This window comes from Rickettsia sp., from assembly GCF_965035265.1.
The window spans coordinates 1-15603 of record NZ_CBCDJS010000020.1 but is presented as its reverse complement, the minus strand read 5'-3'; the positions used below and the strand labels follow the sequence as shown (position 1 = coordinate 15603).

The window sequence follows — 15603 nt, the reverse complement described above, 5'->3', positions numbered from 1 at the left end:
CCTATCACATATACCCAATATACTAAAGATAATATTATAGAGATAATGAGGTCATATTTATAATATTTAATCGTTAAAGGGTTATGTACGTTACGATTATAATCTTGTACTTTATTTAATTCTCGCTTTTTTGCTGCAAATGAGAAAATTGTAAAGATGTTTGTAATGCAATCAGCTACTATACCAAATAAATTGTACCACGAATCTTGCTTAGCCTGCTCCATTTTGGCAAGTTTAGTAAAAAAATGTAATGCGAGCGGTAAGTAAATAGCAGTAAAGGCAATAATAACAGTAAATATTTTAATATTAGTATAGGCAAGCACAATACCGGAAAATAGTGTAATGAGTAGAGGTCTGCTTAATTGATACTCTATTGCTTGGTGCATTTTATAATAATTATCACCTATACCGCGTACTCTTCCGACTATAGAACCGGAAAGATTATTTTGAAAATAAGTATACGGCAAATTAAAACAGTGAGTACATATTTTATTCAGCATATCTTGAAAGATATAAGGAATTGCCTTAAGCTGTGCAAAATTGTGAGCACGCCAAGCTCCATCAAGTATAACTTGTGCCATTATAAAACACATTATCGGTTTATAACTTTGGGCAAGTGTAATTTTTTCGTTTTGAGTAAACAGATCAAGTAAAAGCTTTACAGCATAATTATATAAAATAGGATAAACACCATTTGCAAACGGTGCCATCATCATAATAAGATACCAATATTTATATGGCTTTATAACGGACCATAAAAAAGAAATAGGGGTAGTTTGTATTTTCATAAGTTGAGAAATGTATGTCATTCTTAGCTAAAAGCAGAAAGGCATTGTTGCGTGGATACCACCCCGTCATTGCGAGCAGTCGCAGACTGCGTGGCAATCTCATGAAATAATAACAAACTCCTGAGATTGCTTCGTCAATTTACTATGTAAATTTCCTCGCAATGACGCTAATCTTAAAGATACTTCTCATTTTCTTCCTTAACTAGGGCTACCAATTGCTCTACCGATAAGACTTCCTGCTCAGTAGTTCCGAGTCTTCTAATTGTTACTTGTTTATTTTCTTTTTCTTGCTTACCAATTACCGCAATCATCGGTACTTTTTGATTAGAAAACTCACGAATTTTATAATTAATTTTATCGGGAGAGATATTAATATCCGTCCTTACACCATTATCAATTAAAGCTTTTTGTACTTCCAAAGCGTAATCATTTAAATCACTGGTGATGGTTGCAATGGCAACCTGCCTAGGTGCAAGCCAAAGCGGAAACTTACCTGCATATTCTTCGATCAATATACCGATAAAACGCTCAAGTGAGCCAAGTATCGCTCTATGAAGCATTACGGGTCTTTTTTTCTCACCGCTTGCTGCAATATAGCTAGCATCGAGTCGCTCCGGCAATACAAAATCCATCTGCAATGTACCGCATTGCCATTGCCGCCCTATCGCATCAGTTAACACAAACTCAAGCTTCGGTCCATAAAATGCACCTTCGCCCGGGTTTAGCGTATAGGTAAACCTGGCTTTTTCTACAGCTTCTTTTAAAGCATTCTCAGCTTTATCCCAAACTTCATCACTTCCTGCCCGAGTTTCAGGACGATCAGAAAATTTTACCTTTATATCGGTAAAGCCAAAATCCTTATAAACTTCAGTAAGTAACTTACAAAAGCTAACTGTTTCCTCGGTAATTTGTTCCTCAGCACAAAATATATGAGCATCGTCTTGCACTAAGCTCCGCACTCTCATTAAACCGTGCAAAGCACCAGACGCCTCATTACGATGGCATAACCCAAACTCTGACATACGAAGCGGCAAATCACGATAGCTCTTGATGCCCTGCTTAAAAATCTGCACGTGGCAAGGGCAATTCATCGGCTTCAAAGCAAGCGTCTTGTCATCTGTTTCTAACGCAAACATATCATCACGAAATTTTTCCCAATGTCCTGAAGCCTCCCAAAGACTCTTATCAACTAAAACAGGAGTCTTAACCTCAGTATAGCCGTTTTTACGAATCTTTTTCCTAATATACTGCTCGATAATATTATATATACTCCAGCCTTTATCATGCCAAAATACCATTCCTTGGGCTTCTTCTTGGAAGTGGAATAAATCAAGCTCTTTCCCTAGTTTTCTATGATCACGTTTTTCAGCTTCTTCAAGCATAAATAGATAATTATCTAACTGCTCTTTCGTAGCCCACGCAGTACCGTATATACGCTGTAACATCTCATTACGACTATCACCTCGCCAATAAGCTCCCGCAACTTTCATCAACTTAAAATGCTTAACAAAACCTGTGGAAGGAGCATGCGGACCTCGGCATAAATCAATAAAATTACCTTGCTTGTATAAAGTAATAGGTTCACCTGCCGGAATTGACGCAATAATTTCAGCTTTATAATGTTCTCCTATCGATTTAAAAAATTCTACAGCCTCATCACGATCCCATAGCTCTCTAGTAATTTTTTCATTTCGCTTGACTATTTCATACATTCTTGCTTCTATCATTGCCACATCATCCGGCGTAAATGGCTTATCCTTAGCAAAATCGTAAAAGAAGCCGTTTTCAATTGCAGGACCGATAGTTACCTGAATATCAGGAAATAATTCTTTAGCCGCTTCAGCTATAATATGAGCTGCATCATGCCTTATTATCTCAAGACATTCGGAATCTTTTGCAGTTAAAATACGAAGCTTGCAATCATTCTCAATTACGGTACTTAAGTCTTTAAGCTCGTCGTTTATTTCGGCAACCATTGCTGCTTTAGCAAGTGACATTGAAATTGCATTTGCTACTTCAAAAACCGTAACATTTTTTTCAAACTGTTTTACACTCCCATCGGGAAAGGAAATATTAATCATTTTTATTCTAACTTATTTTTTCTTCAAATTTTTTACTTGTATACCTTAATATGTCATTCCCGCGTAGGCGGGAATCCATTACTTCAAAGCTTTTTAAAAGCTCGATTTATCTCGCTTTATGCTGGATTCCTGCTTTCGCAGGAATGACATCCAGTTCTATTTGAGCCATGGCATTCATAAATTCTAATACTTTTGCATCACTAAAAATCTGATCTATAGTTTTATCGTTAATAGTTAGTCCGGCATCTTTACCTTTTATATCAGCTACTAAAGATTCACCATTTTTTAATTCAGAATTTTTACTAAAAGCTTCTATTACTCCAAAACCGTATTGCTTTATTACTGAAGTTTGTTTTCCTAAATTTAAAGCAAATTCCTTAGAATTTTCTATTTTATTAAGCACCGGTACAATAGCATTATTAGTATAATTCACAAAATTATTTATAAACGCATTTGGATCCGATAATTTTATTACGCTTTCTAGATTCAGAGGATTCTCTAAATTAGGCATATCAATATCAATAGCAAAATTTAAATCATCCATTACAAGATTAGTTTTGCCGGATAATTTTTTTGCTTCAGGGTCAAACTCACCTTTTAAATTAAATTCGGAATTATTTATTTTTGCAAAAACACCCATTACTTTTTCTCCATCTTCTTGAGTAATAGGGCTAGTTAGTTTAAAAATTTTGTCTAACTCGGCTCTTTTGTTTAAACCATTACTAAAGTAGCTTCCTAAAGCTTCAATCGCCGTCTTTTGATATATCTCCGAAGGTTCTATAGTAGATTTAATATTTAAAGCAAAATCAAAAACTTTATCTTTTTCTATATTTAATTTGTATAAATTACTTTCTATTTTCCCTTTTCTTTCAATATCGCAAGCAAATAAAAACGGCTTACCTTTTACTAATTCGCCTAATATTTGCATAAAAATAACGGCATTCATATTCTCATCTTGCTTTTGATCTAAAGAAAAATTTTGAATTAATAATTTTCCAAGAGCCACTAACTCATCGCTATATTTAAGTTTTAATTGGCTACTATAAGTAGTCGGCACATTTAATATTTCCAACTTTGCTAAATCATATTCAAATGAATCAAAATTAGCATCTTCTCCTATTTTATCTCTTAAAAATTTAAAAACTTTATCAGATAAATTTTTACTATAGTTTTCAGAAATGAAAGAAACTGTGCTTTTCCCATCCAAGGTTAACAAATTAAGATTATCAGACGTTTTAGTGTTAGTGATTACAGCATTACTAACATCATTCTCTGATAATTTTTCTGCACCTTTAGAACTATAATAAGCTGATTTATTATCATTCACGCTTAATTTCCAATAATCAGGTTCTCTATTAAACAAAGACTTTCTAAACCAAATTGTTGTATGATGATCGGGAGAATAAAAAATATCTTCTTCATCTTGAGCGGTAGTAATTTTTACATTATTTCCGTAAGAATCAATTTTTGTAATATTTAAAAACGGTATGTGCCTAATAACTACTTCGTCATAATAAAAATCTATAGGTTTTAACATTACTTTATTTAAAGTAATACTAAAGCTATATTTATTAACTTTTATTGTATCATAAGTTATATATTCTTCATATTTATCAAGGATAGAGATAATATTCTCTTTACTTTGATGTTCAAATTTATAGGCAGCATATCCCCACCCTACTAAGATTAAAACTAAAAAGCTTATTATAATAAAACGTATTTTCATCTTTTCTACTGTAAAAAATTATTAAAAACTAAAATGTTGTTCCTGCGTGGGTAAGTTTTCCGATGTCACCCTGTGGCTTGACCACGGGGTCTAGTCTTTTTAAATTTTTTTTGGATACCGCAGGTACAAGCTACTAGATGACACCAAGTGCGTTTTTCAAGTCCAAAATAACATATGCCGCTTAAAAAATATATTTATTTTTCTTTTAAACGATCAGCTATTAACTGATATGATTCAAAAGCTTTATTCGGCTCGTTTTCAAGCAATTCAAATCCTAATTTCTCATTACTATTAATATGCCACAATCTACAATTATCCGGACTAATTTCATCAGTTAACATAATGATAGATTCTTCACCGTTAAATACACGTCCAAATTCTAATTTACACTCAACAAGCCGAATCCCGACACCGATAAATAACCCGCTTAGGAAATCATATATACGCAAAGCTTGTTCTTTTACCGCTTTAATTTCGTCATTAGTTAACCAGCCGAAATTTAATATTTGATGCTCATTAACTATCGGATATTTAAATTCACGACTCCGGACTCTAAAATCAATGATCGGCTTATCAAATACATACCCTTCGTCCATCCCAAATTCTTTTACAAATCTACCGCACGCTACCGATGATACTATTACCTGCACCGGGAATACTTCTACATACTGAATTAATTGCTCTCTCATATTTATTTTTTCGATAAAATGATTTTCAATACCAATCATTTCTAGTTTATCCATTAGGAAAGAAGAAATATTATTATTAAGCACCCCCTTGCCTGATACCTCAATAATTTCACCGCTTTCTAAGGTGACATTATCGAAAAAAGCCATTATAAGTAAAAAATCTTCTTCGGCAGAATATAAGATTTTACTCGAACCTTTGTAAAGTTGTGTTTTCATTTGTTATTTTCTCAAAATTCATTTAAGTATTCTGTGTCACCCCGTGGCTTGACCACGGAGTCTAGTTAAAAATATTAATAACATTAGTATATTTTAAGTTGTTTTTTCTGGATACCGTGGTCAAGCCACGGTATGACACACTGACTACTTTTCGGTCTACACATTTACTCGAAGATTATTCGGACCTATAATTGCCGAGGTAGTCGTACCGCTAAATATTTTATTTGCCATATTAATAATATCCTTGGCTTGTATATTCATAATAATTTCCATAATTTCATCAGGGGGAATATATTTGCCGAAAACAGAATAATTTTTGCCTATTTCTTCTGATTTATAAGTATTTTTTTCTTGAGCCATTTGCAAATTACTTCGGAGCTGCGTCTTAGCTCTAATAAGCTCTTCGGTATTTACTCTTTCAGTCATTTTTGTTATTTCGTTTTTAATCTCTTTACATAATAATTCTAATTTATCATGTGCAGTGGAGGCATAAATTGTAAACACTCCACTATCAAAATAAGCACTATTATAACTACCTACGGAATATGCTAAACCTAATTTCTCGCGAATGCTTTGAAATAAACGAGATGACATACCGCCACCGAATATTATAGAAAGTAGGTGGGCTTGATAAAGCTTTTCTAAATTAACATATGGCGTACCTTCAAACCCTAGTATTAAACTAGTTTGCTCTAACTCCTTATTAATAAATCCGCTCCCACCTATATATTTTGCAGGTAAAAAGTTACTCCTTTCTCCTTGTTTTAAAGAAGAAAATAACTGTTCTGCTATAGCTACTATTTTATCATGATCAATATTACCTGCAACCGATAAATAGAGATTTCCGGCATTATAATGCTTGTCTATAAACTTAGAAAAATGCTCTTTTGTAAAAGTCACAAGGGTTTTAGTCGTACCTAAGATTGACTTACCCAAAGGTTGATCTTTATAAACTTTATTATAAAATTTCTCATATACTAGATCATCGGGATTATCCTGATGATGAGCAATTTCCTGCATTATCACCTGATATTCCTTAGCTATTTCTTCGTCGGCAAAAATGGAATTTTGAATTATATCAGCAAGTATATTAAGTGCTTTATCACAATTTTCAGACAAGACTCGTGCATAATATACCGTGTTCTCATGGCCGGTATAGGCATTAAAATGTCCACCTATAGAGTCAAACTCTTCTGCTATCTGTTTTGCCGTTCTAGTTTTTGTACCTTTAAAAGCCATATGCTCAAGAAAGTGAGATATGCCCTCCTCTTCTGCATTTTCATAACGTGCTCCAACTTTAGCAATTAAATTTATTGCTACCGAATTAACATAAGGCATATTATAGGTTAAGACTGTCAAACCGTTTTTTAATTTACTAACGTTAAAATTTTCTTTCATAATCACTTTTTATTAATTACTGGATTCCCGCTTTCGCTGGAATGACATCGAGGCGACGACTCTCTTAATTTTGCAAGACGTAAAAACCTTGCGAAAGCAAATATCATTGAATCTACAAACCCGTCAAAACCGAATACAAAATATCTTCTAATAAAAAATGCTTTAAAAAACCACAATAACATTTCAAAAGCTATTCGGATATTTGAAAGCTTTTTACCTTGCACTTTTAAATCTTTTGCTTGCTCGCTAGAGTAAAAATTTGCTTTAGTTACCAACTGCTCAATTGAAGTACCCGAATAATGATAAGCAGCTTCATTTAATAGATAAATTTTACCTACAAAATCAACATCTTTGTTAAATACCACCGAATCATGAGTAGTACTATTTACAGTATTTACAAAGCTTGCAAACTTTTTATTATACAACCGAGTACATTTATTAAATGGGGCAAACATCCGTGGCTTTCGGTCATTACGATGTATTATTAAAAGCTTTATTTGATAAGCTACATAACGATCTTGATTATGAGAAGCAAAAATACACTCTATTTCGTCTTGTAACTCTTTAGATAGCTCCTCATCAGCATCAATATTAAGAACCCAATCATTAGTGCAAAGGCTTTCGGCAAAAGATTTCTGCCCTACATAACCAAGCCATGGTTTTACTATTACCTTAGCTCCTAATTTTTCGGCTATTGCTACTGTATCATCAGTACTTTCACTATCTACTACTATCACCTCATCAACAATATTTTTTACACTATTTACAGCTCGTGCTATCCTTGCAGCTTCGTTTTTAGTAATAATAAATGCTGAGATTTTTTTCATATATTTTATAATAGGTCATTGCGAGGAAAAATTGAAAATTTTGACGAAGCAATCTCAGGCCAAAACCTTGAGATTACCACGCTCCTTTCAGTCGCTCGCAATGACGATGACAATTTTACCCTATCATCCTAAACACCAGCTTAACTATATAAGTTAAAAGTAGCGTAGATAATAATCCACTAAGCCATAGAATAATAAACCATTGCCACCCTTTTAGACAAGAGGTTATTTTTTTAATATAACGGATGATGAGATGATTTGCCACGGAATATATAATAACAATAAAAAGTATAGCCAAGTATGACAGGTAGGAATATCACCGCTCCTATCAGCAGTAAAGACTGTGACTCCGGTGCTGCTGCTGCTGTTTCAAGCGTAACTTTATAAGGAACGATATATGGCCATATACTTATAGCTAGCCCTAAATATCCTAATAAAAATAACGAAATCGTATAAATAAAAGGTTTTACTTCTTTTTTTTGCTTAATAGCTTTAATTAATTTGATAAATATTAAGGCAGTTATAATAGGCACAATCGATAAATAGTAAATATTCGGTATACTAAACCAACGATGATTTATGTGGTTATTTAAAAAAGGCACCCATAAGCTTACAAGCCCCATAAACAGGGCGACATAAAATAAAATATACAAAGCAGATTTATAAGCCCATTCTTGTGTTTCTTTTTCTGTTTTCATAATAAGCCAAGTAGCTCCTAAAAGAGCATAACCGAATATTAACGCTATCCCGGTCATCACAGAAAAGGGAGTAAGAAAATCAAAGCTTCCCCCTGCAAATTCTCGTCCTTGCACTTCTATTCCTTGGACAAAATTACCAAGCATTAAACCTTGACAAAAAACAGCAAGCATAGAGCCGAAATGAAAAGCATAGTCCCAAATATAACGATGACCTATATGAGCTTTAAAACGAAATTCAAAAGCTACACCACGAAATATTAAGCCAAGTAACATTAATGTAATAGGAATATATAAAGCCGGCATTAAAAGCGAATACGCAAGCGGAAAAGCTGCAAATAAACCACCGCCGCCAAGTACTAACCAAGTTTCGTTACCATCCCAAAAAGGAGCAATAGAATTGATCATTTTATGACGGCAATCATCGGTAGGTGCAAACGGAAATAATATCCCTACTCCTAAATCAAAACCGTCTAATAAAACATATAAACAAATAGCGGTAGCTATAAGCCCACCCCAAACAAGCGGTAAATCTATATAAGGTGCAAAATTTAACATAAATTGCCTACATTGTCATACCGCGACTTGATCGCGGTATCCACCAAAAATTTAATTCAAAAGATACCGCGATCAAGTCGCGGTATGACATAAATTACAACCGATTACTTAACCCATACTCTCCGTACGTTTCTTTATTATCTATCGCCTCTATACCTTTCTTTATCAAATGCATTATATAATATATACCTGCTCCGAAAATTATCACATACACCACTACAAAAGCAATTAGAGAAATAAATACATACTTGCCAAGTACCGGCGATACCATATCAGCCGTTTTTAAAATATTATATACTATGTAAGGTTGTCTACCTACCTCAGTTACGAACCAACCGGCAAGTACTGCAATAAAGCCTGAAGGCGACATTAATATATACCAATATTGAAACCAATGCGTAGTATATAATCTTTTTTTCAAATAAAGATATAAGCCCGCTACACCTGTAAATACCATTAAGAAACCGATGCCTACCATAATACGGAAGCTAAAAAATACTACTGCAACCGGCGGACGCTCTTCTTTTGTCCATTCTTTTAATCCTTTCACTTCACCGTCTAAGCTATGCGTTAAGATTAAACTACTAGCATAAGGTATTTCTATAGCATATTTTGTTTTTTCTTCTTTCTCATCAGGAAAGCCGATAATATTAAAAGCCGCTCCTTTTTCCGTATTCCAAATACCTTCCATAGCCGAGACCTTGACCGGTTGATATTTAAGAGTATTTAAACCATGTAGATCACCGATAAATATTTGAATAGGTGCAACGATTAATGCCATTAATACCGCCATAAAAAGCATAATTTTAGCATGTTCTTTATAACGATTATTTAGTAAATAAAAACTACCGACGCCACCGATAACAAAAGAAGTAGTTAAATAAGCCGCTGTAATCATATGGAAAAAGCGGTAAGAAAAAGATGGATTAAAAATAATTTCCAGCCAATTTAAAGGATAAAAGAACCCTTCGCCTTGCAATTCAAAACCCGCAGGCGTATGCATCCAGCTACTAGCTGCAAGTATCCAAAAAGCTGAGATTACAGTACCGATAGCAACTATTAACGTAGAAATAAAATGCACTTTTTTACTGACTTTATTAAAGCCAAATAACATTATACCTAAAAAAGAGGATTCGAGAAAAAAAGCAGTAAATACTTCAAAACCGAGAAGCGGACCGAGGACATTTCCAACCTTATCTGAAAAATTTGACCAATTAGTACCGAATTGATAAGACATTACAACGCCTGAAACTACCCCCATACCGAAAGTAACGGCAAAAATCTTCACCCAAAATTTGTATATTTCTTGATAAACTTGGCGATTTGTTTTTAACCATAACCCTTCAATTACTGCTAAAAAGCTTGCAAGCCCTATAGTAAAAGCAGGAAATATTATATGAAAGCTTATAGTAAAAGCAAATTGAATCCTTGATAATAATACTTGATCAAATTCCATGTTTAAGCTGCTGTTTTAAGATAATAGCTTTTTGACAATAACAATATACTCCAAGTATAATGAAGAGTAGACGAAATTTTATTTGGAAAAGAGCAAGGAGTCTATAAGGCAAGGAGCGGAGCGTATACTTAATACGTGAGCACCGCAGAACTTATAAGACGACGTAGCCAATTTTTCAAATAAAACGAGTATACAGTATTTGATTTAATTAGCCGCCTTTGCTATTATTAAATTCTATCTGATTAGTTTTAACAAATTTTCCTTTTTCGGAGTTCCAATTATAATGAACATTTACTATTCTTACTTCTGTGACATTAATATCACCATTGGGCAATTGCGTTACATCATACCCTTTTCGGATAGAGTCCGTAATTAATAAACTTGCTTGACAAATATATTTTACATCAAAGAACGGAGAATCGTCTTCCTTAGACTTTTCTTGTTCTTCTAAAAAATTATTAGATAATTCTTTTTCTTGCATTTCTAATGATTTTGAAGTTATTTCCTGAATTTTGTAGCATTATTTAAAGTAAGAAGCAAGGCTTGTTTATTATTTTTCCATACATTTAATATTTTTAGGTATATTTTTGCAAAATAATTAAATTGAATATATGCTCTAAAATAATAGTAAAAAAATATATTGAGGTCCATTATCGTGATAAAATACCCTACTTTATCCAAATCAACATTTAGCTTAGGTATTTATTTTTTAAAATTCGATAAAGTTAAAATTACTTTATTGACCGTGATCTGTATTTTACTCGGCATGATTCCAGCAATTGATAGTATATTACTTCAGAAAATTATTGATTTAATTGAATCTTTCAGTGATGAGAATGCAGATAACCTTTTATCTTCGATGATTTACTGGGCAGTATTTTATGCTCTTTGGTGGGAGAGTATTAATATAGCATATCGTTCATATGATTATTTATATCTAAAGACTATGCCTGTAATAAAAGGGAAAATATTAAATGAACTTTATAATTATACACAATATCATAGTCATAAATTCTTTCAGGATAATCTAGCAGGACATATTAGCAATCGTATTACCGAAACCGCAAGATCGTTTGAGATGATCATTTCGATATTCGGTGAAAAAATTCTTCGTAAACTCGCTATTATTGTATTTGCATTAGTTGCTTTATATTCGGTACATTACGTTTTTGCTACAATATTTATCTTATGGATTACGGTCTTTTTAGGGCTTAGTGTTCTTTTCTCGGATAAAATCAATAAATACTCATTAAATTATGCTAGAAGCCAATCTTTTGTTGCCGGTAGTGTTGTAGATGCAATTAGCAACATTAATGCGGTTAGAATGTTTACAGCCCATAAATTTGAACGTCAACATTTAGAAACAAGAGTAGAAAATGCCGTAGCTGATGAGCAAACTATGCAATTTTTCATGTTCAAATTACGCTATGCTCTTGGAACTTCTTGCTCAATAATGATCTTTATAATGATTTATTATTTATCTAGACTTCGTAGTGAATTATCTATAACTATAGGTGATTGTGTATTAGTGCTAACATTATGTATAAATGTAGCAGACGATATTTGGGATTTAACGCAAGAAATCGGCGATATGTTCGAGCAGGTTGGTGCATTTAATCAAGGCTTATCCCTAATGGCACCGCATATTATAACGGATATTGAGAATGCTACTCCTTTAGATATAAAAGAAGGAATTATTGAATTTAGAAACGTTACGTTTAATTATCATCGCAACAATAATCTATTTTATAATAAATCGGTATTAATACCGAGTAAACAAAAAGTAGGACTAGTCGGATTTTCCGGTTCAGGAAAAACCACTTTTATTAGTTTACTTACTAGGCTGCACGATATAGAAGAAGGGATGATTTTAATAGATAATCAAAATATCAAACATGTAACTCAAGACTCTCTAAGAAAAGCTATTAGCCTTATACCGCAAGAACCGGTACTTTTTCATCGTACTATTTTGGAAAATATCAGATATGGGAAAAAAGATGCTACTCTTGAGGAAGTTATAGAAGCAGCAAAATCTGCACATATCCATGAGGTTATCGATAATTTACCTGACGGTTACGATACTATGTGCGGTGAGCGGGGGAATAACTTATCAGGCGGTCAGCGTCAAAGAATTATTATAGCAAGAGCTATCTTAAAAAATGCTCCTATTTTAATTCTCGATGAAGCAACAAGTAGTTTAGATAGCGAAACGGAAAGCCTAATTCAAGAATCAATGGAATATTTAATGCAGAATAAAACCGTGATAGTTATTGCTCACAGATTACCTACTTTACTAAACATGGATAGGATTTTAGTTTTTGAAAAAGGTAGCATAATCGATGACGGTAGCCACACCGAATTACTAAAAAATAGTAAGCTGTATCAAAAATTATGGAACTCTCAAGTTAAAGGATTGATAGCGTGAGTTTTATGAAACTATCTGATTTTGACTTTGATTTACCAAGCGAGCTTATTGCACAACACCCATCTGATAAACGTGACCACTCAGATTTATTAATTGCTGCTACAGCACCTATTAAAACTAAATTTTATAATATAATTGATTACTTAAATGAAGGGGATTTATTAGTTTTTAATAATAGTAAAGTGATAAAAGCAAAGTTACATTTGGGAGAAAATATTACAATAAATTTGAATCAAAAATTATCAGATATAGTCAATTCAGTTGGATTCGGATACAAGGAGCGAGGAGCGAAGCCTATAATAGGCGAGACGACGAGTAACGCAGTAGGCGAGTCCAAATCAATTGACTATGATTGTTGGACGGCTTTTGCGAAGCCTGCTAGAAAGTTGCATGTGAATGATGAATTTTATTTTGATAATCACAAGGTAATAATTACCGAAAAGCTTGCGATGGGCGAGATTAAAGTAAAATTTGTACTTGATGATATTTCGGTATTTGAATTTTTGGACAAATACGGTGAGATGCCTTTGCCGGTTTATATTAGACGTTCTAAACGTCATTGCGAGGAAGGACGCAGTCCTGACGCGGCAATCTCATTACAAAATCCTAAGATTGCCACGGCATCCCAAAGGATGCCTCGCAATGACGATAAACTAGACAACGAACGCTATCAAACTGTCTATAGTCAAATAGAAGGCTCAGTTGCAGCCCCGACAGCAGGGTTGCATTTTACTAAGGATATACTTGATAAGCTTGAAGCAAAAGGCATACAAACTACATTTTTAACATTACATGTGGGAGCAGGAACTTTTTTACCTGTAAAAACCGAAAATATTCACGAGCATAAAATGCATACCGAATATTGCTCTATTACTCCTGAAACTGCCGAAATCATCAATAAAGCAAAGCAAGAGGGAAGACGCATTATTGCAATCGGCACTACGACACTTAGAACACTTGAGAGTTCTTGCAATAACGGCATCGTAAAAGCAGGTGATTTTGAAACCGATATCTTCATAACCCCGGGTTTTAAATTTCAAACGGCAGACATGCTACTTACTAATTTCCATTTTCCGAAATCTACTTTATTTATGCTTATATGTGCTTTTGCCGGATTTAAAGAGATGCATGAATTATATAAATATGCTATAAAAGAAAAAATGCGTTTTTTTAGCTACGGCGATGCAACACTTTTATATAGAAAAATATGAATAGTATCAAAGAATATTCTTTTTTTGTAAATCTAGCCAAATTACCCTTTATAGAAGAAATTTGGCTTTTTGGTTCACGCGTGCGAGGTGATAATCGTGAACGTTCTGATATTGATATTGCCATCCTCTGCCCTAATGCAAGTAAAGATGACTGGCAACAAGTTTTAGAAATAATATATGATGCAGATACACTTTTAAAAATAGATTGTGTACGATTTGATACATTAAATGATGATGATAAATTTAAACAAAATATCATTAATTTTAAAAAAATTCTTTATAAAAAAGGAGAAGTTCTAATGGAAAAAATATTTTGGCAAGATTATTTCCAAAGCCTTGGTCAAGCAATTAATAGATTACATGATGTTATAGAACGTTCTAAGGTTGATAAAAATGACTATGCCCTAGATGCTTCTGTTCAAAGGTTTGAATTCGTAATAGAACTATTTTGGAAAGTATTAAAGAAAGTACTAGCCTATGAAGAAATTGACAGTACTACTCCAAAAGATGTTCTAAGTAAAGCTTTTCAATTTAGCATGATCGATGATGAGCAAATGTGGCTCGAAATGCTTAGAGATCGCAATAATACTTCTCATGTTTATAAATATGAAGATGCAGAACGAGTTTTTGAGAATATAAAGTTATACCTACCGATTTTAGAAAAAACCTATAACAAACTAGAGAAAAAATATTTTGGATGACCAAATCCTCTACTTCATTAATACTAGATGCAAAACAAGCTGCGTTATTAGAAGAATTAAAACAGTTAGCAGCAGAACTTAATAAGCCTAAAAGTTTATTTAAATTCTTTAATCAAAACAATTTAAAAAGCGGGATTTATTTATACGGTCCGGTGGGTAGTGGTAAGACTATGCTGATGAATTCTTTTTTTGAAGCGATAAGCATACCTAAAACCATTATCCACTATCAGAACTTTATGCAGGAAATTCATAAAACAATGCATAAATTACAAACGGAGAATCAAAAAGATATCATCCCTAAAATTGCCAAAAACTATGCTAAACAAACTAAAGTGTTATGTATAGATGAATTTGAAATTAAAGACATAACCGATGCAATGATAATCGGCAGATTATTTAGTGAATTAATAAAGCAAAATATTTTTATTTTTATCACCTCTAATACAATACCTAATAATCTTTACAAAGATGGACTACAACGAGAATCTTTCTTACCTTTTATAGAGATCATTAATAACAAATTTTATGTTAAGTGTCTTGATAATCACCACGATTATCGATTTGATAAGGCTTTAGGAGTTAAAGGAGATAGAATCATTTATCCCTTAACTTTAGAAAACCAAAACAAACTTAAAAAAATTATCACGGATATTAGTGATAATAACCTTGTTTCTCAAAATATTGAGGTTCTAGGTAGAGAAATATCATTTCAAAAAGTTCATAAAAAAATATTAGTAACAGATTATAACGAATTATTTATACGCGACCTTAGCTATATTGATTACGTCAATATTTGCCAAAATTTTAATGTTATTATAGTGAGGAACGTTCA

Annotated in this window: 13 protein-coding genes; 4 read left to right on the top strand and 9 right to left on the bottom strand. The window is 33.0% G+C overall.

Annotated elements, in window-relative coordinates; translation table 11 throughout:
* The 9 genes from AC1Z7D_RS02380 to AC1Z7D_RS02340 form a co-directional block, all read right to left on the bottom strand.
* On the bottom strand, nt 1-788 hold a 788-nt coding region (locus tag AC1Z7D_RS02380; RefSeq protein WP_482601604.1), incomplete at its 3' end, for an ABC transporter transmembrane domain-containing protein.
* Nucleotides 789-961: 173 nt separating this feature from the next.
* Nucleotides 962-2869, bottom strand: a complete 1908-nt coding sequence (gene thrS / locus AC1Z7D_RS02375; protein WP_482601602.1) for a threonine--tRNA ligase — start codon at nt 2867-2869, stop codon at nt 962-964.
* A 106-nt stretch (nt 2870-2975) separates the two neighbouring features.
* The gene (locus tag AC1Z7D_RS02370) at nt 2976-4595 is read right to left on the bottom strand and encodes a phosphoribosylaminoimidazolesuccinocarboxamide synthase (protein WP_482601600.1); all 1620 of its coding nucleotides are present in this window, start codon (nt 4593-4595) and stop codon (nt 2976-2978) included.
* A 194-nt stretch (nt 4596-4789) separates the two neighbouring features.
* Nucleotides 4790-5500 carry a phosphoribosylaminoimidazolesuccinocarboxamide synthase gene (locus AC1Z7D_RS02365; RefSeq protein WP_482601598.1) on the bottom strand — a complete coding sequence of 237 codons (711 nt, stop codon included), beginning with the start codon at nt 5498-5500 and terminating at the stop codon, nt 4790-4792.
* A 156-nt stretch (nt 5501-5656) separates the two neighbouring features.
* A complete protein-coding gene (locus AC1Z7D_RS02360; RefSeq protein WP_482601596.1) occupies nt 5657-6898 on the bottom strand; it encodes a M16 family metallopeptidase in 1242 nt (413 codons plus the stop codon).
* Between the two features lie 2 nt (nt 6899-6900).
* Nucleotides 6901-7725 carry a glycosyltransferase family 2 protein gene (locus AC1Z7D_RS02355; RefSeq protein WP_482601594.1) on the bottom strand — a complete coding sequence of 275 codons (825 nt, stop codon included), beginning with the start codon at nt 7723-7725 and terminating at the stop codon, nt 6901-6903.
* Between the two features lie 233 nt (nt 7726-7958).
* On the bottom strand, nt 7959-8978 hold the full coding sequence (gene cydB / locus AC1Z7D_RS02350; RefSeq protein ID WP_482601592.1) for a cytochrome d ubiquinol oxidase subunit II: 1020 nt from the start codon (nt 8976-8978) through the stop codon (nt 7959-7961).
* A gap of 94 nt (nt 8979-9072) precedes the next feature.
* On the bottom strand, nt 9073-10434 hold the full coding sequence (locus tag AC1Z7D_RS02345; protein ID WP_482601590.1) for a cytochrome ubiquinol oxidase subunit I: 1362 nt from the start codon (nt 10432-10434) through the stop codon (nt 9073-9075).
* A gap of 208 nt (nt 10435-10642) precedes the next feature.
* Nucleotides 10643-10915 carry a DUF2671 domain-containing protein gene (locus AC1Z7D_RS02340; RefSeq protein WP_010976947.1) on the bottom strand — a complete coding sequence of 91 codons (273 nt, stop codon included), beginning with the start codon at nt 10913-10915 and terminating at the stop codon, nt 10643-10645.
* A gap of 174 nt (nt 10916-11089) precedes the next feature.
* On the opposite strand from AC1Z7D_RS02340, the gene AC1Z7D_RS02335 reads away from it, so the two are divergent.
* From AC1Z7D_RS02335 to zapE, 4 genes are all read left to right on the top strand, one after another.
* Nucleotides 11090-12859, top strand: coding sequence for an ABC transporter ATP-binding protein (locus AC1Z7D_RS02335; RefSeq protein WP_482601587.1), 1770 nt, complete (start codon nt 11090-11092; stop codon nt 12857-12859).
* A gap of 5 nt (nt 12860-12864) precedes the next feature.
* Nucleotides 12865-14070, top strand: coding sequence for a tRNA preQ1(34) S-adenosylmethionine ribosyltransferase-isomerase QueA (queA, locus tag AC1Z7D_RS02330; protein ID WP_482601585.1), 1206 nt, complete (start codon nt 12865-12867; stop codon nt 14068-14070).
* Nucleotides 14067-14771: an HI0074 family nucleotidyltransferase substrate-binding subunit gene (locus AC1Z7D_RS02325; protein ID WP_482601583.1), complete on the top strand. Its 705-nt coding sequence runs from the start codon at nt 14067-14069 to the stop codon at nt 14769-14771. Before queA ends, AC1Z7D_RS02325 begins: the two co-directional genes overlap by 4 nt.
* Nucleotides 14768-15603 (top strand): cell division protein ZapE (zapE, locus tag AC1Z7D_RS02320; protein WP_482601581.1); only part of this gene is annotated, 836 nt, incomplete at its 3' end. The genes AC1Z7D_RS02325 and zapE, both read left to right, overlap by 4 nt.

Excerpts from the sequence above, each read along its gene's own strand:
- AC1Z7D_RS02345 (WP_482601590.1), bottom strand. The coding sequence starts at position 10,434 with ATGGAATTTGATCAAGTATTATTATCAAGGATTCAATTTGCTTTTACT.
- AC1Z7D_RS02325 (WP_482601583.1), top strand. The coding sequence starts at position 14,067 with ATGAATAGTATCAAAGAATATTCTTTTTTTGTAAATCTAGCCAAATTA.
- thrS (WP_482601602.1), bottom strand. The coding sequence starts at position 2,869 with ATGATTAATATTTCCTTTCCCGATGGGAGTGTAAAACAGTTTGAAAAA.
- AC1Z7D_RS02365 (WP_482601598.1), bottom strand. The coding sequence starts at position 5,500 with ATGAAAACACAACTTTACAAAGGTTCGAGTAAAATCTTATATTCTGCC.
- AC1Z7D_RS02340 (WP_010976947.1), bottom strand. The coding sequence starts at position 10,915 with ATGCAAGAAAAAGAATTATCTAATAATTTTTTAGAAGAACAAGAAAAG.
- AC1Z7D_RS02355 (WP_482601594.1), bottom strand. The coding sequence starts at position 7,725 with ATGAAAAAAATCTCAGCATTTATTATTACTAAAAACGAAGCTGCAAGG.
- cydB (WP_482601592.1), bottom strand. The coding sequence starts at position 8,978 with ATGTTAAATTTTGCACCTTATATAGATTTACCGCTTGTTTGGGGTGGG.
- AC1Z7D_RS02360 (WP_482601596.1), bottom strand. The coding sequence starts at position 6,898 with ATGAAAGAAAATTTTAACGTTAGTAAATTAAAAAACGGTTTGACAGTC.
- queA (WP_482601585.1), top strand. The coding sequence starts at position 12,865 with ATGAAACTATCTGATTTTGACTTTGATTTACCAAGCGAGCTTATTGCA.
- AC1Z7D_RS02370 (WP_482601600.1), bottom strand. The coding sequence starts at position 4,595 with ATGAAAATACGTTTTATTATAATAAGCTTTTTAGTTTTAATCTTAGTA.